The organism is Sphingomonas sp. AP28, assembly GCF_056680455.1.
Window position 1 is genome coordinate 273347 of sequence record NZ_JBWXQI010000002.1, and the last position, 24659, is coordinate 298005.

A 24659-nucleotide genomic window follows, 5' to 3' on the forward strand; every position below is an offset into this window, starting at 1 on the left:
GTCGCGGTTTTCTGATTCAGGATTCATGCCGGTGCAGGAGGCTGGCATGGATGGCGCGAGCATTGTCGGTAGATCTTCGGGATAGAGTTGTGGCGGCTATCGCGGGTGGTCTGTCGCGTCGGCAGGCTGCGCTATGGTTCGGTGTCAGCGCCGCGAGCGCCATCCGGTGGCAGCAGCTTGCAACCCAGCACGGGACGCCAGCGCCACATCAACAGGGTGGCGATCGACGTTCGATGAGGATCGAGGCGCATGCTGGGTTGATCCTAGACGCTTACAAGGCGACCCCCGACATAACGCTTGTCGAGTTGCAGGCGCTCCTCGCTGATCACGGCACCGAGGTCGCGCTCGGCACGATATGGCGGTTCTTCGCGCGACGCGGGATAACGCGCAAAAAAAGACAGCGCACGCGACCGAGCAGGATCGTCCCGACATCCTGAAGCGGCGCGAGGAATGGTTCGACGGTCAGCTCGATCTCGATCCCGAGCAGCTCATTTTCATCGATGAGACGTGGGCATCAACGAACATGGCACGTCGCTACGGCAGAGCGCCACGCGGCGAACGACTGCGGGCCGGCGTGCCACACGGGCACTGGAAAACCACCACCTTCGTCGCAGGTCTGAGCCGCACCGGCATGATCGCACCCTGGGTGCTCGACGGACCGATGAACGGTGATGCCTTCACCACCTACGTGACCCGCGTGCTGGTGCCCGAACTCTCGCCCGGTAACGTCGTCATCATGGACAACCTGTCGAGCCATAAGGCGCCGGCCGTGCGTGTCGCCATCGAAGCCGCAGGTGCCAGGCTCCTGTTCCTTCCGCCCCACAGCCCGGACTTCAACCCTATCGAGATAGCCTTCTCCAAGCTGAAGGCGCATCTGCGAAAAGCGGCCGAGCGGACCATCCACGGCCTGTGGGATGCCATCGGCCGTATCGTCGACCTCTACTCGCCCCAGGAATGCTCGAACTATTTCGCAGCCGCTGGTTACGATGCAGACTGATCAGAAACCGCTCTAAGGGGCCCAACCATCGGCGCGGAACGGCTATTAATCAAGCGAATGACCATCCGCTAAGTATACTCAGCTCCCTGGCTGGGTGTATGGAGCCTCAACAAACAAATTTCGTTGCCACTTCCGTGGATCGGAAACAACGCGACTATCCAAATCCACGACGAGCGTCTCGCGCGTGAGTAGATCGTAGGTTGGCCATGGCGCAGCCCCCGACACTGCAGGGTTGCCGGCTTTAGCGAACGCCACGAAACGGTCCTGCAATGCGCGTGATACCGCGCGAACGTCCGCATCATTGCCAGTCCCCGCGTCAGAGACGTCGATCGTTCCGAACACCATCGGTATGTCGATGCAGTGGAACGCCCCGCGGCGGGGATCAGCGCGTGATGCGAAATTGATTTGATACAGCCAAACCGGCGCACCCGCCCGCGCGCGCGCTTCAGCGACTTCAAGTTGCCCGCGCCAACTACGGCCCGCGGTCGTGGCAAGAAAGTAAACGTCTGCCGCCGACGCCTCCGGCAGCCGTCGCCGATACTCTGCGACAACGCGCTCAGGGGCAACATCGACCGGTAGTTCTGCCCCGATACGCGTAGCAACGTTGCTCCAATTCATCGTTCTGACGAATTGGCCATCGGGATCGCTGAAGGCCCGGGTTTCGTCTCGCGAATTGCCGCTTAGCATCGGGATATGAAGCGACTGCAGTGGCGCGTCGGGCCAGAACGGATGACGGGGCAGCGCACGCATATCGAGCACTGGTCCCATGTAGATCGGTCCCCCTAAAATAGGATCCTCTGCATCGAGTGCTTCGATCAAGCGCTCCACCGGAATCGTCGAAAGGTTTGACACATTGGTTTTAAGACGTGCGAGGTAGGCCTCAGCACGACGTGTCGCATGCATTGGTCCCGACGCAGTTACGAGCTGCCCGCTCATGGTCGCAGCATGATTGATTAGCCCGCTAGCCTCGGGCATGGCCAGTAGCGTAGTTACCTTCCCTCCCCCCCCCGAGTCTCCAAAGGCAGTAATTCGCGTGGGATCGCCGCCGAACGCTGAGATGTTGTCTCGGATCCAGCGCAACGCGAGTACAAGATCAAGCTGACCCGTATTGCCGCTATCCGGGAAATCGGCAGACAGTCGGGCTAGATATAGATAACCAAGAACGTTGAGCCGGTGGTTGAGCGTTACGACGACCACTCCACGTCGTGCAAGATGTCGGCCATCTGTGACGGGGTCGTTACCGCTGCCATAAGCATAGCCGCCGCCGTGGATATAGACCATCACGGGAAGCCCCGCGCCTCCCCTTGGTTCCGGCGTCCAGACGTTAAGGCTTAGGCAATTTTCCGATTGCGGTCGGCGTGAACTGCTCTGCGGGCACACGGGTTCGTAGTCGAACGCTCGTACAGCATCGAGGATCGGTGATTCCGGGATTGGGGCCCGAAAGCGCTCCGCCCGTCCGTATCGGATACCGCGGAAGCTTGCGACACCGTCGGTGAGTTCTCCGATGAAGCGCCCCGCCCGACACGTTACCTGAGCGTCGGCCGCCTTCCCAAACGCGCCGCCCGTCGTCGCCAGTGACACGCCGCCGGCCAATAGCATGCGCCGCGTGACGCTCATGCGCGCATGATCCCGTGCGACGCCGCCACCGCTTCGGCGAGCAGGATGTTGACCAGCCGCAACCGGATCGTGCTGCGCGACCAAACCACTCCGATCCGCCGCCCTATTTCCGGCGTCGGCAGCGGTAGGCGCGCGACGTTGATCCCCTCGGGCCAGGGCGGCGCCCAGTCGGGCACGAGTGATATGCCGAGGCCGCGATCGACCATTACAGCGATGGCATTCAACGCGTTCAATTCGAAGCGCTCGTGAGGCCGAATGCCGGCCTTGCGTAGATATTCGTCGGCATGGCGCCCACCCCATTGGTTACGATCATAACGGATCAACGGTTCATTCGTCAGTAGGTCGTGCGCCGAGCGATGCGCCTGCGCGGCGGGCGCGAGTACGATCAGCGGCTCCTCACGGAGTACTTTCCAGTCGCTCGTCTTGGGTAGCAGATACGGCGCTTCCAACACGAAGGCGGCGTCGAGATTGCCCGCCTCGACCTGAGCATATAGCTGCGCAGAATTGCCAGATTCGATATGCACGGTGATATCCGGGAAACGCACGCTTACGCGGGTAAGGATCTCAGGCAGCATCCCCATCAGCGGCGTAGTGCACGCCCCTAAATGCAACTCGCCGCTCAGCGCGTCGTCATTCGCGATGCTCTTGAGGTCGGCTGCGTCGCGCAGCAACTGGCGGGCATGGCCTAGTATGCGCGCGCCTTGTTCGGTCATCCGCATTGTCCGTCCGACGCGCACAATCAGTGGCGCTCCTAACTCGCGCTCCAGCGCCTGCAATTGCTGCGCTATAGCCGACGGGCTGAGGTTTAACGCGCGTGCCGCAGCCGCCATCGAACCCTGATCGACGACGGCGACGAACGTCTTCAGGAAGTTGATGTCGATGCTAGCCGCTCCGTCTCGAGTGCCGCCTGTCCCTTGCGACCGCCGCCGGTGAAGACGGTCAGCCCGTCGATCTGCTCGCGCGTCGGCGGGGGGAAGAAGAGACTGGCGATGTAGCCAATGACGATCGACGCGACGATCGCGATGGCAAGATAGAAATAAGGGTGAACCAGCGCGAAGATCCACGCGATCAGCGTCAGCAAGGAGGCGCCGACTATGCCGATCGCGGTGCCCTGCCAGTTGGCGCGCAGGGTGAACATGCCGAGCGTATAGGCACCCGCGCAGCTTCCTCCAAGCAGACCGAACAGCTCGATCGTCAGATCGAGAAGCGAGCGGATCTCCATCTGCGACAGGATGATCGCTATACCGACGCCGACCAGTCCGACCAGCACCGTCATCCATTCAGCGAAGCGCACCGCCTGCTTCTGCGTCGGTGGGGTGCGGCGGAACCTTTCGTAAAAATCGACCGACAGCAATGTCGCGACCGAATTGATTGTACCACTCAGCGTACCCATCGCGGCGGCAAAGAGGCCGGCGATGATGATTCCGGTCACGCCGTGCGGTAGTTCGGTGCCGATGAAGCTCGGGAACACCGCATCGATCGGCAGCAGCGGATCGAGCCGATCGGGCCGTGCGCGGTAATAGGCAAACAGCGTCGTGCCAATTATGTAGAAAAGGATGCCCGCAGGCAGCAGGATCGCGGCGAAAAACCAAACCGACCGGCTCGCCTGTTTCTCCGAGGAGGTCGACAGCACGCGCTGCATCAGAACCTGATCCTTGGGGAATGTGAGGATTGTGTCGAACGTGTAGAGGATTATGAAGCCCCAGAGCGTCGGCGTGGTGAAATCGAAGCTGACGTTGACGAACTTAGTCTTATCGAACTGCATTGCGGTAACGTAAATCTGGGTGAAGCCGATCGCATGGACGATGAACGCGATGGCGAAGATCGCGCCCGACATCAGTACGATCACTTGGAATACGTCGGTCCAGATCACCGCCTTCATGCCGCCCAGTGCCGTGTAGGCGATCGTGCACAACCCAATCACCAGGATGCACAGGATAACGTTGGTGCCGGTGATCGTGCCAATCGCGAGCGCCGGCAGGAACAACACAACGCCCATCCGTCCGCCGACATGCATGAGGATCGCCAAAGCCGATGAGATCATGCGGATCACCGGATGGAAGCGCGTCTCGAGATAGCTGAATACCGACACCAGGTTAAGCCGCCGGAACAGCGGAATTACCCAGAAGGCGACTGCCATCAGCGCGAAGACAGTGACGATCTTCGACATCAGATACTGCCAGTCGGTGTCAAACGCCTTAGCCGGCACGGCGAGATAGCTGATAGAGCTGGTATTGGTCGCGAACATGCTGATGCCCGCCGCCCAGAACGGGATCGCGCGGCTGCCGAGGAAGAATTCGCTGGTCGAACCCATCCGCGATCGCTTCCAAAAATAGAAGCCGATCCCGAGCATGCCGACGAGGTAGGTGATGATGATCGCCCAGTCGAGCCAGCCAAGCGGGCGCTGCTGCAGTTCAAGCTCGGCCACCAACGCAGCGCCGTCCGCGGAGACTGCGACAATGCCGTTGCGATACAGCGTCGTCGCGCCGCCTTGAGCCAAGCGATAGCCGAGTGGTGCCCATGCATCGGTGATCGTGCTGTAGCTGTACCAGCGGGCATCGCGCCCCCCTTCGACGAGATACAGCAAATAGGCCTGACCTATCGCGCGCGACGATCCCGCCACGACCCGCGCGGGCGCAGCGGTGCGGACAACCCAGCCTTCCTTCGCAGTCCAGCGCAACTGTCGGTCGCCCGTCGTCCCGCGGACGGTGAGAAACAGTGCGGTACCGCGTGCGACAAGCGCCACCGGCGCCCCGCCGCCGGGCCAGGCGGGTATCGGGCTCCAAGCACCGCCAGTAAGCGGCGTACGTAGCAGGCGCGGCGCGCCATCCACGATCCCGGCAACGACCAGTGCGTCGGGCAACAACGCAGCCCGAGCGTCGGCCATCGCGTCGGGAAGATCGGCAAGCAGACTAAGTCGTAGCGTGGCGCCCTCGATCGTAGCGATCGCGGCGCGATCAATGCGATCAGCCGTTCCCAGCAATAAAGCGGCGCGCTGGCCGTCGGTGACCCCGCCGAACACGGTTTCTGATCCGGTGGCCAGTAGTGTCTGCCACCGTGCATCGTCACGCAGCACAGCGGCTCCGCCGCCGCGCACTGCAACCGGCTGACCATTGATTGTGACGAGAATCGGCGTACCCGAGCCCGGCAGATCGACCGCCGGGAGAGTACGCGAGCGGACGACGGTCACCCCGCCCTCCTGCGCCACCGCAGGCGTCGCCAGGCAAGCCAGAGCCACCCATATCGCCGCAAGCCACCGCCAGAGGGACCGCATGATCGTCGATCGAGTCATCGTCCGTTCCTTGCATGGAGCAGTCTGTAGGCCTGATCGATCGCGGGCCGGTCGATCATCTCGCCGTCTATCGTGAAGGCACCGCGTCCTTCTGCTGCCGCCGACTTGGCGCCAGCGACGATACGTTGGGCGCGTTCGAGCGCCGCGGGATCAGCGGTGAAGATCGCATTCGCGAGCCCGACCTGTAGGGGATGGATGCAGCTTTTGCCGACATACCCCATGCTGCGCGCGAGCTCTGCTTCGCTTCGGAATCCCACCTCGTCGCCGATCTCGGGCCATGCCCCGTCGACGGCAAAGCGGTCAGATTCTCCCGCGCCCAGCCGTATCGCCCACAAGGCCGCGTGAACGTGGTCCGTCCGACGGCGCTCGACGCCGAGCGTCGCGAACAGGTCGTTTAATCCCACCTGCAACCCAGCAACCGCTGGATGGGCGGCGATCTCCGCGGCACGGGCGAGGCCCCGCGGGGTTTCGATATTGGCGAGCAGGCGCGTTTCGATGATCGCGGCAGCGGCGGTCTCGACATCGCGTGCATCGTCGCATTTTGGTAGGTTGATAAGATCGACCCGCGCGTCGGTTAGTGCGGCGACGTCGTCGGCAAAATACGGCGTGTCGAGACCGTTGATGCGGACGATGATCGTCTTGCCGCTGCCGCGGACGGAATCTGAGCGGAGAAAGTCGCTCAGCCGCGCACGCGCCGCCGCCTTACCGTCGGCCGGCACCGCATCCTCAAGATCGAACGACAGCGCATCGGCATCACCGGCCAGCGCCTTGGCGAAGAGCTCAGGACGCGCACCGGGTACGAACAATTTGCTGCGCATCGAAAGCCTCCCCATCGTCCATTCGCCTTTTGGCGCCAGACCTCAGGAAATCTATCGTGTAGTGAGTACGACGCGCAAGCAGGAACACCACACCGCGCAAAAAGCGTGGTGTGAAGGTAGAGCTGCCCGTTTTATTCGTGGAGGAACCAACGATAGGATGCCGCAAAACATAAGGGGAGGATTTATGAATACCTTTGCTCGCTTCACGCTCGGTTCGTTGCTGCTGTCGGCGGCATGGACCGACGCAATTGCACAACAAGCCGGTCCGCAGCCTGCCGAGCCGACCGTTGCCCAAGAAGCGGCCTCCAACGACGCGGCCGAGGACAACAACCGCGACCTCATCGTCACCGGCAGCCGCACGCCCAAGGCGGTCGACAAGATCCCCGGGGCTGTCACCATCGTGACGCCGGCCGAGGTCCAGCGCTCGCTGGCGATCACCGAGGACAATACTGCGATCCTCGCCAAGACAGTGCCGGGCTATTCGGAATCCAACCAAACGCTGAACACGCTTGGCGAAACGCTCCGCGGCCGCGCCACGCTGTATCTGTTCGACGGCATCCCCCAATCGACTCCGCTTCGGGACGGCGGCCGCAATGCGACTTTCACCGACATGTCGACCGTTGAGCGGATCGAGGTAATCAGCGGCGCGTCCGCCTCCGAGGGTATCGGCGCAGCAGGCGGCGTGATCAACTACATCACCAAGCGCGCCACGCGCGAAGGCCTGCACGCCAATATCGGCGGCAGGCTGGGCACGCAGTTCCGCGACGACAGTGGCGTCTACGGCATCAAGGGTGACGTATCGTACAAGGGCGGCGATCTCGATATCTTCGCCGCCGCGGCATATGTCGATCGCGGCACGACTTATGACGCGCGCGGCCGCCGCATCGGTCTTAGCGCATCGAGCTCTCTCGCAGATACGACACAGAAAAACCTTTTTTTGAAGGTCGGTTATAAACTCGGCAATAACCAGCGATTGGAGCTGACGGGTAACTACTTCCGCATCGCGAGCAAGGGCAACTATCATTATGAGGCGGGTATCCGTCCACCCGCCGGGACTGACCAGACGACCGGGCTGCCCGACACCTCCGTGCCCGGCCCGTTGTTGGTCAACGGAGTGGACGTGCTGCGAACGGAATTCAACGAATTCAAGCAGGCGGCGCTGAACTACAGCAACACCGATCTGTTCGGCGGCAGCCTGCTCTTGACGGGCTATTATGCGCGTCAGGCAATGCGCTTCGGCGGCGAGAATACGGACGACCGGCAAGATCCGCTGATCGCGCCGATCGGTACGCTAGTCGATCAGTCCGAGATCAATTCGAAGAAATACGGTCTGCGCACGTCCTACACGCTGCCCGAGTTCGTCAAGGGACTGGAAGTGCGCGTCGGCATCGATGCGGTATACGACAATACCGAGCAACGCCTGGCACTGACCGACCGCGTGCTCGTGCCACCGCTCAAATATACCAGCTTTGGGCCGTATGCGCAGCTTTCCTACGATATCGGCCCGGTGACCGTCACCGGCGGCGTCCGGCACGAGGACGGCCGCGTGAAAGTCGACGACTATCGTACGCTTTTCGGCCGCAACCGCACGCTCGTTACCGGCGGCACACTGAAGTACAAGAATGACCTCTTCAACGGTGGCGTCATCGCGCGCCTCGGCGGTGGCTTCTCAGCCTTTGCATCCTACAGCGAGGGTTTCACGCTGCCGAACGTCGGCATTCCACTACGCAACATCAGCACGCCGGGACAATCAGTCGCCGGAATTATCGATCTGCAGGCAGTTGTCTTCGAGAACAAGGAAGTCGGGGCGAACTGGCGTGGCAGCTGGGGCAGCGTCGGCGCGTCCTATTATCGCTCCTTCTCGAAGCTAGGCGCCAACCTGTCCATCGATCCGGCAACGCTTGATTTCGTCCTTAACCGGCGTCCGGTACGCATCACCGGTGTCGATGCGACGGCGGAAGTGCGGCCGACCGACTGGCTTCGCCTCAACGCATTGTACAGCCATGTGAAAGGGCTGACAACGCAGGCGAACAACATCACGACACCGTTGGACGTCGAGCTCGGCGTCGTTAACATCGCGCCGGACAAGCTGAACCTGACCGCGACGGTGACGCCGACAACGCGTTCCTCCTTGTCGCTCGGGATGGACCGAACGATGGATCGCACCGTGCGTACAGGCAACGTCGTTACCGAACGAACCAAAGGACGTACTCTGTTCGACGCGACAGCGCGCTATAAGGTGGACGGGCTCGGCACCGTCTCGCTTGCCGCGGAAAATCTATTCAACAAGTTCTATTTCCTCACTTTTTCGCAGATCGACTTTTACCAGAACTATTTCGCGGGACGCGGCCGAACTGTGACGCTGTCTCTTCGCAGCGATTTCTAGGGCGGTGATTGACGTGACGACATCCAGGCCTGGCGGGCACGTGCTGGTCGCCGGATCCGCCAATGCCGACTACGTCGTGCGGGCCGCACACATTCCTGCGCCGGGCGAGACGGTGCTAGGTGGCGACCTCACGATTGTGCCCGGCGGCAAGGGCGCGAACCAAGCGGTCGCGGCGGCACGCGCCGGGGGCGTGGCGACTGAAATGCTGCTTGCGCTGGGCAACGATGCCGCCGCAGGACTACTGGAGGAATCGCTGCGCGGGGCGGACGTGCGGCTGCACGTCGTGCGTAGCGACCGCCCAACAGGTGCCGCGCTGATTACCGTGTCGGACGCTGCTGAGAATGCCATTACGGTTTCGCCTGGAGCCAATGCCGCATTGGCATTGGAGCATCTGCCCGACCTCTCGGCGATCTCTTGGCTCGTACTCCAACTGGAAACGCCGATCGCCACGGTCGTCGCTTATGCGCAGGCAGCGCGCGCGACGCAGGTCTGCACTATGCTGAACGTGGCACCGGCGCAGACCGTACCCATCGAGTTGCTCGCCGCGATTGACGTCCTCGTCGCGAACGAGGAGGAGCTTGCCGTATTGGCCGGTGAGGAAGGCTCGATCGTTGACCGCCTGACGCGGCTCGGCGTTCCGGTTAGCATCGTAACGCTAGGTGCTCGAGGGTGTTGCGCCGTGGTCGGCGTCGACGTCGTCCTACAGCCGGCATTCAAAGTGGCCGCAGTCGACACGACCGCGGCGGGCGATACGTTCTGCGGTGCCTTGGCGGCCGCACTCGCACGGGGAGAGTCGCTTTCCGAAGGTCTGCGTTCGGCCAGTGCGGCGGCGGCGCTGGCCACCACCCGTCCCGGCGCGCAGTCGAGCATACCTAGGCGCGACGAGGTCGATCGATTGCTGGCCATGCCCGACGACGAGATCGCGCGTCGTAACCTACTCGCGACCTATTGCGGTGTGACCGCGCCCTCTGTTTGAGTACTCCATCACGATGTCTTCCCCCTACCGCACGACCAGCGACGTCAAGTTCAGCCACGCGCTGACCGGTCCCTATCTGCCGACCCCCGGCAAAGTGCCTGGCTGGCCATTCCAAGACATGGGTCGCTGGACGATCGATGTCGCCGGTGCGGCGGACGAATGGCTGGTGGGCCTGCGCGAATGGCGGCGCGAACACCGCCTGCGGATCGGGCTGGACGACAGCCTGTATCGCCGCGCCGACCTTAAATGGTCACAGGCGAATTTCGTTCATGCGCTGACGATGGTTGAGGACCTGCACTTCTATGATCCCGACAATGGCCGCTATACGGTCGACCGGTATCTCGACGACCTAGAGGCGCGATTCGGCGGCGTCGACAGCGTGCTGCTATGGTACATTTACCCGAATATTGGCGTGGACGACCGCGGGCAGTTCGATCTGGTCCACGATCTGCCCGGCGGGCTTCAAGGCCTGCGACAGGTCGTTGCTGATTTCCACGCACGCGGCGTGAAAGTGTTCCTGCCGACGATGCCGTGGGATCACGGCACCCGCGAGGGCAACGCGCCTGATTGGGAGCGGATGGCAGAGATCGTCGCGGCGGTGGGGGCAGATGGCATCAATGGCGACACCTATTCGGGCGTCCCTCGTGCTTTCCACGTCGCCTGCGAGACGCGCGGGCATGCCGTGGTATTGCAGCCCGAATCTACCGCGCAGGCCGGCGACCATATCCTCAGCTGGAATCTCCAAAGCTGGACCAAGCGTGTTCCAAACGAGTCGATTCCGACCGTCGTCAAACTGAAGTGGGTCGAGCCGCGCCACGTCGTGCAGATCGAGAACCGCTGGAGCCGGGAGCGATGGAGCGACCTGCAACACGCCTTCTTTAACGGCATCGGCTATGTCGCGTGGGAGAACGTCTTCGGCTTTGTCAATCGGCTGACCGACCGTGATGCCGAGGCGTTGCGCCGGGTGGCGGCGATCCAGCGGCGCTTTGCTGACCTGCTCGTCTCCGACGATTGGATACCCTATGATCGTACGCTCCAGGCGGGCATCTATGCAAGCCGCTGGCCCGGTCAAGACCGGACGCTATGGACGCTTATTAACCGTCAGGAATATGCGGTGTCGGGCGAGCAAATCGCGGTCGCGCATATCGACGGGGCGGCTTATGCCGATCCTTGGAATGGCCGCCTGCTGACGCCACGGATTGATCGCGGGCTGGCCCATTTCGACGTCACCTTGGAAGCACGCGGGTTCGCCGCGCTGCTACAGCTCGCGCCGGATGCCGACCGTGACGGACTCGACGCCTTCCTCGCGGAAATGGCAAACCACGCCGAGAGCTCGCTGTCCGCGTTCTCGCCGGTCTGGGCATCGGCCCAGCAGCAGATCATGCCGATCGCGCCAACCAGTGGGTATGGCGTTGTGCCCGAAACGATGATCGCGATTCCGGCCGCAGTGTTCGACTTTTCGGTCCATGGGCTGGTAATCGAGGGCTACAGCGCCGAAGGTGTCGACGTCCAATATCCATGGGAGCCGAACGCACGGCGCTTCCACCGCCACCGCATCGATATCGCGGCGTTCGCGATCGACCGCTTTCCGGTCACCAACGCAGACTACAAGGCGTTCCTTGATTCCAGCGGTTATGCTCCTGCCGATGCGCATAACTTCCTGCGCCACTGGGCGGACGGCACGCCGATGCCGGGTAGCGAGCGCCAACCGGTCGTGTGGGTCGGTATCGAAGATGCGCGCGCATTTGCCGATTGGGCAGGCAAACGCTTACCCCACGAATGGGAGTGGCACTATGCCGCGCAGGGACTTGACGGCCGCCGCTACCCGTGGGGCGACGACTGGCACGAGGATGCCGCGCCACCGCCGTCGTTGGGGCGCAATATGCCAACGTTCGCCGATGTCGATGCGTATCCGGGTGGGGCGAGCCCGTTCGGCGTGATGGCTATGACCGGGCATATCTGGCAGTGGACCGACGAATATCGCGATGCCCATGTCCGTGCCGCGGTTGTCCGCGGCGGCAGCCCGTATCAGCCGCAAAGCTCGCACTGGTATTTCCCACAAGCCTATACGCTCGACAGCCACGGCAAATATCTGCTGATGGCACCGTCGAAGGACCGGTCGGGCGGAATCGGTTTCCGGTGCGCAATTGACCTCTGAGGCAATCATCACGGGCCCGGCCATGACCTTTGCGGCACCGGGGACGGTGGCGCTTGGCGGGCCACTGGGCGATGCCGTTGCGGCGAACCGCCGCGGGCGGCTGGCGACGTTCGTCACCGGGTCCGACAGCCCGGCAATCGCGATCTTCGACGCCGATACCGTCGCGGAGAACGAGGGCGGTGACTGGTATGGCGAGCATGCCGGCAAGTGGCTCTACGCAGCCGCCCGCTCGCGTGACCCCGCCTTGCTGCCGCGCGTGCAAGCGGTGGCGGATCATCTTGTGTCACTGCAGGGCGCCGATGGCTATCTCGGCAACTATCCGCCGTCGCGCCGCTTTATGGTCAGGCAGCCGATCAAGCCATTCAGTTGGAACGGCGAACCGGCACTGCGCACTTGGGATATCTGGACACATGCGTACCTTGTGCTGGGGCTAATCGAGACGAGCCGCGCGATTGGCGACGATCGCTATCTCACTGCCGCCGGGCGTATCGGCGACCTCGTCTGGAAGACGCTTCGTCAGGGTGACGTGCGCATTACTGATCTCGGCAACCATTTCGGTTTATCCGCCACCGTACTGATCGATCCGGCGTGCGAGCTGTATTTTGCAAGCCAGGAGCAGCGTTACCTAGATCTCGCACTTCTCATTCTGGAGCAGGCAGAAGCCGATCCGCACAGCTCCTTTCTGACCGCCGCGCTGAACGGCGAGGACGTATCGGCGATCGCGACCGGCAAGGCGTATCAATTGCTGTGGAACCTTGTCGGCTTGGCAAAGTTGCACCGCGCGACCGGCAACCCCCGCTACCTCGAGGCGGTTCACGCGCTGTGGAACCGGGTACGCAACGATCATCTCACGCTTGGCGGCGGGCCGTGGGGCGGCGTCGCCCACCGCTCGCGTGAGGTATTCAACGCGCCCGGCACGTTCAGCCCGCATGCCTATGTCGAAACCTGTTCAACGATGGCATGGATCCAGCTCAACCGAGAACTGCTGGCGATACTGGGCGAGGCAAAATTCGCGCAAGCAATCGAACGCAGCGCCTACAACGACCTAATAGGTGCGCAGGGAGCGGACGGCGAAGACTGGTGCTATTACAGCTTCCCCAACGGCAAGCGCGTCCACACCACGTATTGGCGCTGCTGCAAGTCGAGCGGTGCGATCGCGATCGAGGAACTGCCCGGCATCGCCTACGGCTTAACCACCGACGGCGCGATCGCGGTCAACCTGCTCGGGCCTTCACGGGCGATGCTCGACGTGCCCGGGGTGGGCCCGGTGACGGTCACGCAGACCACCGGCTACCCGTTTTCGAACGACATCGAGATTGCGGTCGACGCCGACGGTGCAACGGTCGTCCTGCTAGTGCGCATTCCCGACTGGGCGGATGGCGCGACGCTCACCAGTGCGACGGGTGCAGTTGCCGCGGACAGCTATGTCCGCATCGAGACAACGGATCGCGCAGTGCTAACATTGCCGATGCCGCCCGTCCTCCATCACGCGACATCGCGTAACGTGCAGGAGTCGCTCGCGCCCGATGGTACGCCGGTCGCGCAGGAAGTTTTGCGGCACGATTATGTTGCAATGACGCGCGGCCCGTTGGTCTACGCTACCGGGCTAATCGACGGCTTCAAGGCTGAGGAAACCGTGCGGCTGTCGTCCGACGCCGTTACGCTCGATGGCGAGGATACACTGCTGCTCAATCCGCGCGATCGTGCGCCGATCCGTTTCGAGCCCTATTACCGCGCGGCCGACCGTCAGGACGGTACCTGGCGGCTGACCTGGATGCGCTTCGCACCTGGGGACGCAACATGAGCGCGTTCGACAATCCAAACCGCACTGGCCCTGCCGGGCCACTGACGGGTATCAAGGTGCTCGATCTGAGCGCGTACATTGCTGGGCCCTATGGCTGCACGCTTCTCGCCGACCAGGGCGCCGATGTCATTAAGGTCGAGCCGCCCATGGGTGACAATCTGCGTCACTATCCGTCAACGCTAGAAGGCGAGAACCGCGCGTTCCTCGGTGTGAACCGCTCGAAGCGCGGCGGAGTGCTCGACCTAAAAGACGAGGACGATTATGCCGTTTTCTTACGGCTGATGGCAGACGCGGACGTTCTGGTGCACAATTTTCGGCCCGGCGTCGCGGAGCGGCTGCGGATTGATCATGCAACTCTGTCCGCGCTCAACTCGCGGCTGATCTACTGCGCGGTCACCGGCTATGGTGAAACCGGTCCGATGGCGAACAAGGCCGGCTACGACCAGGTATTACAGGCAATGACCGGAATGACGCGGCTGCAGGGCCGCGCTGGCGGACCGCCCGAACTTACCTACGGCTCGCCGGTCGATTATTATGCCGCCGCATTAGTCGCCCTCGGCGTGACATCGGCGCTGTACGAACGGACGCGTAGCGGCGTCGGCCAATATGTCGGCGTGTCGCTGCTGCGCAGCGCCATGGCGATGCAGGCGGCGCGTATGGTCCAAGGCAAGGGCGAGCGTCACGACATCTCGCGCGACATGCGCTCCGGGGGGATCACCGGACTGCACCCTACGGCCGACGGCTGGCTGTATCTCTCTGCCAATACGACGCACTTCTGGCAGGCACTTTGCAAACGCACGGGGCTGGCCGCGCTCGCTGACGATCCGCGTTACGACAGCGTTAAGAAACGCGCCGCGCGCGCCGACGAGCTGGTGCCCAAACTGCGCGAGGTACTTCTGGCCCGCTCCGCCGAGGAATGGGAAACGCTGCTCGGCGATGCCGTCCCCTGCTCCGTCGCTCGCGCGGTGGAGGACATGTTTAATCATCCGCAGGTCGTCGCCGAACGGCTAATGGCATACATTCCCCATCCAACGATCGGCAGCTACCGCGGAGTTACCCGTTCCATCAAATACTCGCGTACCCCAGGCCCAGATCCTTTTGCAGCACCCGCTTTCGACGTGAACGGATCACTACTTAAGTAATCATCTACAACGCTGTATGATTGGTATCCACGGACATTTAGAGTGTGCCTTTTGAGGACTGCCCAGTAGATGGTGCTTTATAGGCGCGTCGATCACTCAAAAAGGACTGGGCAAATAGGCACCTCGTATAGAGGACTAAGCCATCTCCATACGTGCGTATCTCCGCGCTTTCATCTCCGGACAGGACGCATCACGTGCCCGTGGCCTGCTTGATGCGCGGTTGTGCAAGGCCTGCACATCGCCGCGCGCTATGTAGAGAACGAAAGCGGCGTCAAGTTAGATCGGCCCGAGCTGTTCCGGTTACTAGCCGACTGCGAACCCGGTGACGTACTGCTAGTCGAGCAAGTCGATCCAATGTCCCGCCTCACCTCGCCGGACTGGCTTCGGCCACGCGGCCTGATCGATGCCAAGCAGGTCCGCATCGTCGCGCTCGATTTGCCGACTTCGTGGAGCCTGGCGGCGCCGGTCGACGAGTTCACCGGCCGCATGTGTGCCGCGGTCAACGCCATCATGCTTGACGTCCTGGCCGCGGTCGCACGCAAAGACTATGAAGATCGGCGTCGCGGTCAGGCTGAGGGCACTGCCAAGGCCAAGGCGGCCGGCTTTTGTAAGGGGCGTCCAGAGAACAAGGCCCGCAACGCCGCCATCTCCTCGCTGTTGGGCAACGGCCGTAGCTGGCGGGAGATTATGGACGCGACAGGTTGCAGCCGCACCCTCCTCGCCAAGATCGCTCGCGATCGCCGGCTGCTTAAGGTCGAGCCTACGTCCGGTGAGGACGGCTAACTCGCAACTTCCCTCGCCTGCCGGTCTACCAAGCCAGCATTTTATAGGAGCCAGCGCCCGCCCAACCGTCTAATCAGGGTGGTATCAATGCGACATGTTCACTGGTGCCAACGATCAGTCAAAAGTGAGGTTGTCAGGCGGGGTATACCTGGACTGACACATCGGGCGTGCCAGGATCGGACAGATGTCGAAGCTCGCATTGTGTCATATCGCTTAAAGTGGCATGCGCTCGCCTGAAGCATTGAGAAGGAGCGCCGCGATGGCTACGCAGTCCATAGACGTTAAAGTTGCCAGTAATGGGAGGATGATTCTGCCGGCATCAGTTCGTAAGGCGATGGGACTCCACGGAGACGCGAAGGTCATCTTGACGGTAGAGGACGATCAGGTCCGTCTGTCGCCGATCGGTCACGGGGTTTCTCGCGCTCAGGCTCTCTATCGGGAGCATGCCAAGCACGCCCGAACAATCGATGACTTCCTATCTGATCGCAAGGCAGAGGCCGTCACCGAGGCAAGCGAGTCTTCGCATTCGGACCGGCAGGGAGATCCGGTATGACATCTGTTGTAATGGACGCATCCGCGGTGCTGGCGCTGGTTCGGGATGAACCAGGCGCCGACATGGTCACACCCCACGTGGGACGAGCAGCGATCTCCGCCGTCAACCTACAGGAGGTTATCAAGGAACTCCTGCTTGGTGGTTTGGGCGCAGCCACTATCCGCGAGATCCTAGACGAGCTTCGTCTTGATGTGCGGCCTCACGACGTGGAGGCAGCGTATGTGGCCGCTGAGCTGCACACTCAAACGAAGGTGTTTGGGCGCGGCCTCGGCGATCGTTCCTGTCTAGCGCTCGCGATGCAGCTTGGTGTTCCCGCGCTTACCGCCGACCGGGAGTGGAAGAAGGTAAAGGTCAAAGGGCTTAAAGTGGAGCATATCCGTTAGCCGCCTACCCTGCCCTGCCGTGTCCTCCGGCATTTATCCCCAAAGTACGCGTCGCAAATGTGTTTTGGAACTGGTTCGTTCTGCAACGGAGTTATGCGACGACCGAGCATCTGAAGACCGGCGGTTGCCTCGACTGTCGCAAAATTTAGCATATTCGCGACAGCGGGGTACTGGCGGTCAAGGAAGGTGCTCAGTTTGGAGGGGGCACAACTTTTGAAAAGCTGTTCCCTCTGCGTACGCAATTCTGCCGGGTATCGCTCAAGATTTCACGGACGGAACCGCTGGGTCCGGCGGGTCGCTCACCTAGTCGCATCATTCAACAGCGCTTCAGGCCGGCAGCGGCGCGTAACCTTGGCATATCCGCAATCTGAACGATGGTGCCGCCCCCGGAGATTAGTCCTTCCCGGCGCAGTTGTGCCAGCATTCTGTTTACGTGAACGCTGGTAAGACCCGTCGCATCGGCAATATGCTCTTGCCTGAGCGGCAGCGGGTCACCGGGTGTCATAAGGACTCCTCGCTTAGTCATCTGCCGGGCCAGGTCGCACAACAAGAATGCAACGCGGCTGCGAGCATCACCCCGACCAAGGCTGGCGATCGTGACACGGGCTGAGGCGGCCGCATCGATAACCGAGGCAAACAGTGCGTTTTGCATCGATGGTGAAGCGCTAATCTGCCGAAACGCGGTATCCGGAATTGCCGCCATCCGCGTTGCAACAAGGATATCTACGCCTTCAATAGGCGCTGAGGGCTGCGCGTCAAACGCGTTGCAAAAATCGCCAGGCAGCAAAAACCGGGTTATCTGCCGACGCCCGTCGCCAGCAACGATCGACAGGCAAGCGATGCCACTGGTCAGTACGTATACGCAGGACGGGACTTTGCTGAAGGCCGTAATCCGCTGATTACGCTGGTAATTGACGAGCGTGTATGGGGCATCACCAATCGTCGTTACATCGCGCTCCGTCAGTTCGCCATGCAGTCGCATTTTGGCAATAAACGAACCGAGAAATCCCACCTGAAATTTCGTTTCTGACTGAGGCACCGCCCCCCCCTTTTTCGTTATTCGTAAGCGTTAATGTGTATAGTTTATCAAGTCAGGTTTACGTATTTAGTATGTTCTATTTAACCTTGTTTAACGGCGCATGTGTGTCGCCAGGCCAGGTCAGTGGTCGGCTTTGACGCTGACAATAACACTGGTCCGGGTTTACGTATCGGCACAACTCCTGCTCAGGCGCAAGTTGGTCGCTTTTTATTAAAGGCCCGCGGTGAGCCGTTCGCGACGCTGACTCTTCCCGCTACGTTACTGACGATGGCTAATCGTGTGATCGAGCCATCAACCTTCCGATCAGGGGCGTTGCTAGCAGCCCGGTGGTATGCGAGCGGCGAGTAGGATCACCGCCCCAGTTCTCGGGCAGACTAGGGCGGTTCACCTCGTGTCTCTTTGGCTTTGCCGTGTTAGCCTCGCGACGCTGTAACCTGACAGCCACGCATAGACCTCCTCATGAAGCTCAGGAGGCCACGGGCAATCCAACGGTGTGTTGTCGGCTACCCGACCTGCTTTGATGCCCTGCTTATGGGCCAGCTCGAGAATATGCCGTGGCGGTTGCATAATCGAAAAACGTCGATGCCGGAATGCCGTTCCATCACAGCTAGTTACCAACCTTCCGATCGTCCCACGGGATTGCTAGCTGGCTCGTGACAGTCCGGAAACGAGCAGCATCGGTGCAACGAACGATATGCGATTACCGCATTTTCAAATCGGTTCTGTGTGAAAACCTTAGATCAATATCCCTGACCGATCTGAGATTGCCAGCGACCAATCAAATACCTAGATGCGTCACCGGAAATGGAGCTCGTACATGTCTGACACTACCCTCGACCTAAACCCGGTTGAACTCGCCACGGAATTGACAATCGCATGGTTGGCCAACCCCAACACGCGTACCAATGCTGACGACGTTCCGGCCTTCCTGAACAAAATGTACGAAACTGTTTCGGTGCTGGTCGGCGGAAATGCTGCGGCTGCTGAACCCGAGGTACCTGCTCAAGAATATATGCCGGCCGTAACAGCGCGTAAGTCGCTTGCCAGCCCCGATCACATCATCAGCATGATTGATGGCAAGCCGTACAAGACGCTGCGTCGCCACCTTGCCACTAACGGTATGACGCCAGTGGAGTATCGCGAGCGGTATGGCCTGAAGGCTGACTATCCCATGGTCGCTCCGACCTATTCGGAAGCACGTCGCACGATGGCGAAAAGCATTGGCCTGGGTCGTAAGCCTGGCCAGATGAATGCAGCCAAGGCGGACGCCGAGCCCAACCGGGCTCTGCGCAAGCGCAAGACCGAAGAAGCGGCGGACTAACTTACAGGCCTGGCTTCCTTGAAAGCAGGAAGCCGGGCTACTGCTACTACGTTGATGTTTTCGGCCCGGTTCCGGCTACTATCCGCCTAAAAAGCGGATATTTCAGGTTTACCGAAAGAATTCATTCCTCATCCCTAGCGACGTTCCATTCTTTGCACGACAGCGCATACAAATGCGCGAAAGAACGTCAGATATTTGCTGTGTAGAGCTGCAGCGCGGCGCACTTTCTACTCGTCGTCCGTGTAAGGTCGCGAAGGTGTGCCGTTTTTCAGTCTGCCAATAAGCGAGGTTTCAGGCTTACCTTTCTGGAATGCTACCTTGTAAGCTTCCTCGCGGGCGCCTGCTAGGTGTTTGATCCCACGGTTTGAAGTGCGATCCTTTCGTTAGGCTGGAAGGAAGCGGTATGGGACAAGTTCGTCACGGGAGCGCCACGACCACGCACGCCGTCCGAGCGGCAATACAGCGATCGCAAGCTTCGCTCTCGACGTTGAGCCAGGAGCTTGGGATCAACACGAAGATAGCGGCGAAATGGCGGAAGCGGGCGACGGTCGAGGATTTGAAGACCGGACCGAAGGCCCCTCACTCCACGTCCTTGACCGAAGCCGAAGAGGCAGCGGTCGTCGCATTCCAGCGTCACACATTACTGCCGCTCGACGATTGTCTCTATGCGTTGCAGCCGTCGATTCCGCATCTGACACGGTCAGGCGGGGGCCACGTAGCGTTCGCGGTCGGCGAGGACGCGACGCACTTCCATGTTCTGGGCGGCAACCAAGGCGCTCGTGTCAGCATCATGCGTATCGAAAAAGCACGTTTGGCGGCATGCCGTACGCCAATCGGATGGACGGGGCCTAAGTTGCCGCTCCTCAAGATGCCTGCGACTGCCGGCATCACAGTCTCTCGAAACGAGGCGTGAAGCGGTCGTGATGTCGCGGCAGGGCTGAAATACCACCCCACGGTTGATCCCCGCCGCGACGCTTTGTCTGTAATCAGAGCTTGCTGCGCCGCAACATCCATTCTCGCAGATACCTGCAGTAATGCCCATGCCTTTCCTTGGGCGCGTAGTCGAACCAGTTCGGGTGCCTACGGACTCGTGTGGCCGCGAAACCGCATCCTTACAACGCATTCAACTTAATCAGCCTTTGTTACCACAGCGGTCGATGCGCAGGGTGTCGGCATGACACCATGGAATGATTATGCGTTGGCAACCGAAGGCGGGAAAGGCGATCTTGCCGTCATATGCGAGGGTGCGTTGGAATGTGTGATTTCAGCCCTCAGATCCCTGCGGTTGCCGACACTCGTTGGAATAAGGGTTTTACTCCCAGATCGCGGCGCGGCACCGTACGCGTTCGAGGCCGATAGCTTGGTAGCCTTGTTAGATGATCCGTCTCGGTTGCAGGCGAAACCTGCCGCGCTGCCGCTTCGATATCGGTAAAGACGTAATGCTGAGGCAGCATGCTGGCCGCTAACTCCGAAGGGTGTCGCGACGCCGCTCACCAAAGCAGAGATGACGCCGCGACCTCGCCTTTTACCCGACTGTTGGCGAAGTGAAACGGGCATCGCCTATTCACCACCTACCGATGGTACTGGCGAGTAAGCACTAAATGTCGAGATGCCGACGCTCAATCTCAGCTCGCAGCGCGTTTGCGATCATGTCGTTCGCCCTACCCGTTGTGCACTGATAAGCGTGAAGAAGTTCGGCGTCGGTCATTTCATATGGCTGACGTACAGTCTCTTCCATTGGCAAAGCGTATGCGCGATCTACCGATCCTAGCAAGGAAATGCTGAGAAGGACCGGTAAGATCAGCGATGCGACCTGACCCAGTCCTTTACCCCCTTAGGTTTCGCGTATCGGCGTGTCGGATGTCACACATTATTCGATAGCCCTCAGCCTCAGTCGCAGCCTCAATCAGGCGATTCGCCGTCTCCAATGCTGCGTCGGGGGTTAGCGTCACTACTACGCCGTTAGGGCCGTCAACGATTACAGTACCCCGTTCCGCGGTCACTGTAGACGGGTCGTCGTGAACTTCAGGCATCGCGATCTCCTTCTTGCCTAAACGTCTTCAACCCCACCAGAGTGCCACGCGTAGTAATTTAGGTTAACACCTTTCGGCTCGTACCGCATAAAGGCGGTTATCAGGCAGCACGGCCGTCAGGGTGGATCAGACAATGTGGAAAGAGAATGCGGTCGCCGTCGAGCGCCGCCAAGGCGAAGCAGTTATCGTCTGTGAAGGGGCGCTCGCAGATGTAGTGGCAACGTTACTTGCGGTTAAGCCCGGACGGCTCGCAGGTATCAGAGTTTCCCTGCCAGATCGGCATGCAGCTCCCTACAGTCTGCAAGGCGAAGTTTTGCAGGACCTGCTTGCCGATCCGGAGCGTCCGGCTTCGTTCACGCTACCGTTGCTGCCCGCGACGGTGCCCGAGTCGTGGTTACCGCCACAGAATGGCTCATGACCTCGGCCAGGCGTTAAAAAAAAGGGCCGCCAAAGCGACCCGGAAAGTATTAAGGAGAGGATGCCTGAAAGGCACGGTGAAAGTGCGCCGGCCGGATGCAAAAGACGATTGCAAAATGAGCTATTGCAGTTGCGCCTTTTGCACCCAGGCGGTGGCGTATCGAAGTTGCAAAGTCAGAGCTTTAACCGGGGTTGTCGACTTTTTACCCACCACCACCGAGAGCGCTGGCCACCTTCTGAAACGGCTCTTCGAGCAGATGATAAACTTGCATCGCTACAAAGGCTCCAAACCCCGCTGCCGCGACAGCGAAGAATACGTATTGAAACAGGGAAGCGAATCGTCGGTGTTTCTCGGCGCGTCGATCGGGTAGTCTTTGTGTCTCTTCGCGCGACGGCGCGCGCCGATCGTCCGCGGTATCGAACTTCGGTCGCTGTTTTAGAACGGGCTCACTGACGAGAATAGCGGCACTAACTTGATCCTGCGTATGAACGCCGAACTGCTGTCCCTTTACCCAGATTACCCGCCAAATAATGACTAGCGTCCCGCGCCGAATATCCACGTATGATCCGGTACGGGGCGGGCTGGCTGTCGAGAGCATGAGTCCGCGTGACGACACGTTATGGATGCACGCATCGCTCCAAATGCCTTCCGCGTTTATACGGCACGGCACCATCACCCCCGTCCTCACTGCTCGGGGGCGACGCAAGCCGACCACTAACCAGCTACGGGCACGAGTTCAGATTTGCAGTTACCGCGCATGTACAGAACAGAGGTATCCCATCGGCGTTAGGAGCCAATGGTTACGTGATAGCGAGATTAGACCTTTGCTGGCCATCTGTTCCAGCACGCTTCCTGCAACGCCCGGCGCGAGCGCCCAGTTCGCTCCATCGTAAGTTGCGTTGTCGTTTGCAGAGCGCTCAACCGCGGATAGGTCGCCTCCCCGCCCCTTTCCATCTTCCACCGTCCCCCCAATCGTTGCTCCGACCCGTGTAACCGATTGATATCTATGACGTCAAAATTGAGGGCGGTTCAGGCCCCGCGCAATGGCAGCCCATCCCAAGGTCGGCGTCGGCTATAACGCTCAGGTCGCAGTCGATGCCAAATACAAGCTGATCGCCGAACAGCAGGTCACCAACGCGGGCAGCGATCTGGGTTTTCTGGCTGAGACAGCCGGCGCCGCAAAGGACATCCTCGGCGTCGAGCGGATCGATGTGGTCGCCGACATGGGGTACTACATGGGCGAGGACATCGCCGCGGGCGAGCGGGCCGGGATCCTGGATATTCGCCGCGAGACGGTCGAGCACCCGTTCGGCTCGATCAAGCAATAGATGAACCAGGGTGCCTTCCTGATGCGCGGGCTCGACAAGGTGCGGGCCGAGTTCAGTTTGACGGCGCTCGCCTATAATCTCAGGCGGGCAATCAACCTGGTCGGCGTACAGGGGCTGATCCGGGCAGTGCAGGTCTGATCTAACGCCAAAATATTCCCGTCCTGGCCGCCCTCCGCGGCTGATGAGCCTATGCCGCCCGTTCATCTCCTGCCTTCTTTTCAGGCCGTTGTCGCAAAAGTAGGGACATTCAAGACGTCCAAAACTTAGGAGTTTGGCGACAAAGACGGGGTGATGACGGCAAGCGTCAAAGATCGTACCAGCCGCGTTATGAATGAACCTGCCGCTTTGAAACGACGAACACGCTGGATCGAGCGGCTACCGGTTGCACGCAACCGCCCTGTTCTCGGCACGATTGTCATGTTGGCGATCGTCGCCGGGGCGCTGGCGCTGCGGATGGTAACAGCCCCGCTGCTCCCGCCGGGCTTTCCCTACGTCACTTTCTTCCCAGCAGTGATCGTCACATCATTCCTGTTCGGGGGGCGGCTGGGCGTGGTTTCGGCTGTCCTATGTGGCCTGCTCGCCTGGTACTTCTTCATACCACCTACATACAGCTTCGAGATGACGCATGGCACGGCTTTTGCGCTCGCCTTCTATGTGTTCGTCGTCGCAACGGATCTGGCACTCGTTCACTGGATGCAGGCTGCCAACCGGCAGCTCGCCCGCGAGCGCGAACTGAGCCGGTCGCTGGCAGACACGCGGGAGCTGCTGTTTCGCGAGCTGCAACACCGTGTATCGAACAACCTTCAGGTCGCAGCCGGGCTGCTCAACATGCAGAAGCGCACGCTGGACGATCCCAAGGGAAAGGCGGCACTGGACGAGGCGACACGCCGGCTTGCCCTGATCGGACGCATCAGCCGGCAGATTTACGATTCCTCCGGTCTCGCTCAGCCGCTGCTGCCCTTCCTGGGTGAGCTGTGCCAGGGTGTTATCGAAGCAAGCGGCCGCGATGACCTCGTGCTGGAAGTGCAAGGCGATAACGAACTCCGGCTCCATCCTGATGCGGCCATACCCACCGCGCTCGTCATCGCTGAGGCTGTCGCCAACGCCATCGAGCATGGCTTTCGCGATGGTCGAATAGGGCGGATATCTGTTGGGGTCGGCATGCATCCCGAAGGCGCGGCGGTCACCGTTCATGACGACGGACACGGGTTGCCGGAAGGGTTCGTGCATGACGGGACCAGGAGCCTAGGTCTGCGCATAGCGACGACGCTGGCGAGCGGCCAGGGCGGTCGCTTCCGGATCGAGCCGCGTGGTGGAGCGCTAGCGACCCTTACCTTGCCATCTAACCTGATAGCATAGCGGCGGGATCATCTTGGGCGTCCTGAAACGTTCGTCTTCGAACAGTTAGGGCCAATCCGCGGACATGACCTGCGTCGGCCGTTCCGATTTCGCAAACAAGCGTTTATCCGCAACAACCATAACGTAAATGTCGGCGCTATAAGCACGAGTTTCAAACGCCTGAGGCTTACATCGGCTGCTCGTTCCCTACCCTGCTCATCATCGAACGTTTGTGAGAGCGCCCGTCAGTGATGGCATGCGACCTTTCAATGC

The 24659-nt window shown here is 60.9% G+C and carries 19 protein-coding genes and 1 pseudogene; 15 read left to right on the plus strand and 5 right to left on the minus strand.

Annotated elements, in window-relative coordinates; genetic code table 11:
- The first annotated feature begins 50 nt into the window (after positions 1 to 50).
- Positions 51 to 997 (plus strand): IS630 family transposase gene (locus AC1MH0_RS20680; RefSeq protein WP_480966047.1). Its coding sequence is split into 2 segments (ribosomal slippage): positions 51 to 387 and positions 387 to 997, totalling 948 coding nucleotides; the frame shifts between segments, so codons are not numbered across the junction.
- Between the two features lie 78 nt (positions 998 to 1075).
- Here the strand turns inward: AC1MH0_RS20680 and AC1MH0_RS20685 are convergent.
- Genes AC1MH0_RS20685 through AC1MH0_RS20700 form a run of 4 tightly spaced genes read right to left on the minus strand, consistent with a single transcriptional unit; the run spans position 1076 to position 6724 of the window.
- A complete protein-coding gene (locus AC1MH0_RS20685) occupies positions 1076 to 2614 on the minus strand; it encodes a carboxylesterase/lipase family protein (RefSeq protein ID WP_480966048.1) in 1539 nt (512 codons plus the stop codon).
- Entirely contained in the window at positions 2611 to 3444 is an 834-nt protein-coding gene (locus tag AC1MH0_RS20690; protein ID WP_480966049.1) for a LysR family transcriptional regulator, read from the minus strand. The genes AC1MH0_RS20685 and AC1MH0_RS20690 overlap by 4 nt, the downstream gene beginning before the upstream one ends.
- A gap of 32 nt (positions 3445 to 3476) precedes the next feature.
- Positions 3477 to 5906, minus strand: coding sequence for a sodium:solute symporter family protein (locus AC1MH0_RS20695; protein ID WP_480966050.1), 2430 nt, complete (start codon positions 5904 to 5906; stop codon positions 3477 to 3479).
- Complete coding sequence (locus AC1MH0_RS20700; protein WP_480966051.1) at positions 5903 to 6724, minus strand: HpcH/HpaI aldolase/citrate lyase family protein; 822 nt, start codon at positions 6722 to 6724, stop codon at positions 5903 to 5905. Before AC1MH0_RS20700 ends, AC1MH0_RS20695 begins: the two co-directional genes overlap by 4 nt.
- Here AC1MH0_RS20700 and AC1MH0_RS20705 point away from each other — a divergent pair.
- The 8 genes from AC1MH0_RS20705 (at position 6714) to AC1MH0_RS20740 (ending at position 16909) form a co-directional block, all read left to right on the plus strand.
- A complete protein-coding gene (locus AC1MH0_RS20705) occupies positions 6714 to 9110 on the plus strand; it encodes a TonB-dependent receptor (RefSeq protein WP_480966052.1) in 2397 nt (798 codons plus the stop codon). The genes AC1MH0_RS20700 and AC1MH0_RS20705 overlap by 11 nt on opposite strands.
- Positions 9111 to 9123: 13 nt before the next feature.
- Positions 9124 to 10086: a ribokinase gene (locus AC1MH0_RS20710; protein ID WP_480966053.1), complete on the plus strand. Its 963-nt coding sequence runs from the start codon at positions 9124 to 9126 to the stop codon at positions 10084 to 10086.
- 13 nt (positions 10087 to 10099) lie between these two features.
- On the plus strand, positions 10100 to 12244 hold the full coding sequence (locus AC1MH0_RS20715) for an SUMF1/EgtB/PvdO family nonheme iron enzyme (protein WP_480966054.1): 2145 nt from the start codon (positions 10100 to 10102) through the stop codon (positions 12242 to 12244).
- 22 nt (positions 12245 to 12266) lie between these two features.
- Positions 12267 to 14048: a glycoside hydrolase family 127 protein gene (locus tag AC1MH0_RS20720; RefSeq protein ID WP_480966055.1), complete on the plus strand. Its 1782-nt coding sequence runs from the start codon at positions 12267 to 12269 to the stop codon at positions 14046 to 14048.
- A complete protein-coding gene (locus AC1MH0_RS20725) occupies positions 14045 to 15190 on the plus strand; it encodes a CaiB/BaiF CoA transferase family protein (RefSeq protein ID WP_480966056.1) in 1146 nt (381 codons plus the stop codon). The genes AC1MH0_RS20720 and AC1MH0_RS20725 overlap by 4 nt, the downstream gene beginning before the upstream one ends.
- Before the next feature lie 222 nt (positions 15191 to 15412).
- Complete coding sequence (locus AC1MH0_RS20730) at positions 15413 to 15973, plus strand: recombinase family protein (protein WP_480966057.1); 561 nt, start codon at positions 15413 to 15415, stop codon at positions 15971 to 15973.
- A gap of 259 nt (positions 15974 to 16232) precedes the next feature.
- The gene (locus AC1MH0_RS20735) at positions 16233 to 16526 is read left to right on the plus strand and encodes an AbrB/MazE/SpoVT family DNA-binding domain-containing protein (RefSeq protein WP_480966058.1); all 294 of its coding nucleotides are present in this window, start codon (positions 16233 to 16235) and stop codon (positions 16524 to 16526) included.
- Positions 16523 to 16909, plus strand: a complete 387-nt coding sequence (locus AC1MH0_RS20740; protein ID WP_480966059.1) for a type II toxin-antitoxin system VapC family toxin — start codon at positions 16523 to 16525, stop codon at positions 16907 to 16909. The genes AC1MH0_RS20735 and AC1MH0_RS20740 overlap by 4 nt, the downstream gene beginning before the upstream one ends.
- Positions 16910 to 17225: 316 nt before the next feature.
- Here AC1MH0_RS20740 and AC1MH0_RS20745 read toward each other — a convergent pair whose 3' ends face one another.
- Entirely contained in the window at positions 17226 to 17948 is a 723-nt protein-coding gene (locus tag AC1MH0_RS20745) for a Crp/Fnr family transcriptional regulator (protein ID WP_480966060.1), read from the minus strand.
- Positions 17949 to 18765: 817 nt separating this feature from the next.
- Here AC1MH0_RS20745 and AC1MH0_RS20750 point away from each other — a divergent pair.
- The 6 genes and pseudogenes from AC1MH0_RS20750 (at position 18766) to AC1MH0_RS20775 (ending at position 24407) form a co-directional block, all read left to right on the plus strand.
- The gene (locus AC1MH0_RS20750; RefSeq protein WP_480966061.1) at positions 18766 to 19269 is read left to right on the plus strand and encodes a Ros/MucR family transcriptional regulator; all 504 of its coding nucleotides are present in this window, start codon (positions 18766 to 18768) and stop codon (positions 19267 to 19269) included.
- A 403-nt stretch (positions 19270 to 19672) separates the two neighbouring features.
- Positions 19673 to 19972: pseudogene (locus AC1MH0_RS20755) on the plus strand (IS481 family transposase); the annotation flags it as partial.
- Positions 19973 to 21709: 1737 nt separating this feature from the next.
- The gene (locus AC1MH0_RS20760) at positions 21710 to 22090 is read left to right on the plus strand and encodes a hypothetical protein (protein WP_480966062.1); all 381 of its coding nucleotides are present in this window, start codon (positions 21710 to 21712) and stop codon (positions 22088 to 22090) included.
- A 673-nt stretch (positions 22091 to 22763) separates the two neighbouring features.
- Positions 22764 to 23048: a hypothetical protein gene (locus AC1MH0_RS20765; protein ID WP_480966063.1), complete on the plus strand. Its 285-nt coding sequence runs from the start codon at positions 22764 to 22766 to the stop codon at positions 23046 to 23048.
- On the plus strand, positions 23049 to 23186 hold the full coding sequence (locus AC1MH0_RS20770; protein WP_480966064.1) for a hypothetical protein: 138 nt from the start codon (positions 23049 to 23051) through the stop codon (positions 23184 to 23186). It abuts the gene before it with no gap.
- Positions 23187 to 23375: 189 nt separating this feature from the next.
- The gene (locus tag AC1MH0_RS20775; protein ID WP_480966065.1) at positions 23376 to 24407 is read left to right on the plus strand and encodes a sensor histidine kinase; all 1032 of its coding nucleotides are present in this window, start codon (positions 23376 to 23378) and stop codon (positions 24405 to 24407) included.
- Positions 24408 to 24659 lie beyond the last annotated feature (252 nt).

Coding starts and splice junctions, on each gene's coding strand:
- AC1MH0_RS20685 (WP_480966048.1), bottom strand. CDS start 2,614: ATGAGCGTCACGCGGCGCATGCTATTGGCCGGCGGCGTGTCACTGGCG.
- AC1MH0_RS20690 (WP_480966049.1), bottom strand. CDS start 3,444: ATGGCGGCTGCGGCACGCGCGTTAAACCTCAGCCCGTCGGCTATAGCG.
- AC1MH0_RS20695 (WP_480966050.1), bottom strand. CDS start 5,906: ATGACTCGATCGACGATCATGCGGTCCCTCTGGCGGTGGCTTGCGGCG.
- AC1MH0_RS20700 (WP_480966051.1), bottom strand. CDS start 6,724: ATGCGCAGCAAATTGTTCGTACCCGGTGCGCGTCCTGAGCTCTTCGCC.
- AC1MH0_RS20715 (WP_480966054.1), top strand. CDS start 10,100: ATGTCTTCCCCCTACCGCACGACCAGCGACGTCAAGTTCAGCCACGCG.
- AC1MH0_RS20720 (WP_480966055.1), top strand. CDS start 12,267: ATGACCTTTGCGGCACCGGGGACGGTGGCGCTTGGCGGGCCACTGGGC.
- AC1MH0_RS20725 (WP_480966056.1), top strand. CDS start 14,045: ATGAGCGCGTTCGACAATCCAAACCGCACTGGCCCTGCCGGGCCACTG.
- AC1MH0_RS20735 (WP_480966058.1), top strand. CDS start 16,233: ATGGCTACGCAGTCCATAGACGTTAAAGTTGCCAGTAATGGGAGGATG.
- AC1MH0_RS20740 (WP_480966059.1), top strand. CDS start 16,523: ATGACATCTGTTGTAATGGACGCATCCGCGGTGCTGGCGCTGGTTCGG.
- AC1MH0_RS20750 (WP_480966061.1), top strand. CDS start 18,766: ATGTCTGACACTACCCTCGACCTAAACCCGGTTGAACTCGCCACGGAA.
- AC1MH0_RS20760 (WP_480966062.1), top strand. CDS start 21,710: ATGGCTCATGACCTCGGCCAGGCGTTAAAAAAAAGGGCCGCCAAAGCG.
- AC1MH0_RS20765 (WP_480966063.1), top strand. CDS start 22,764: ATGGCAGCCCATCCCAAGGTCGGCGTCGGCTATAACGCTCAGGTCGCA.
- AC1MH0_RS20770 (WP_480966064.1), top strand. CDS start 23,049: ATGAACCAGGGTGCCTTCCTGATGCGCGGGCTCGACAAGGTGCGGGCC.
- AC1MH0_RS20775 (WP_480966065.1), top strand. CDS start 23,376: ATGAATGAACCTGCCGCTTTGAAACGACGAACACGCTGGATCGAGCGG.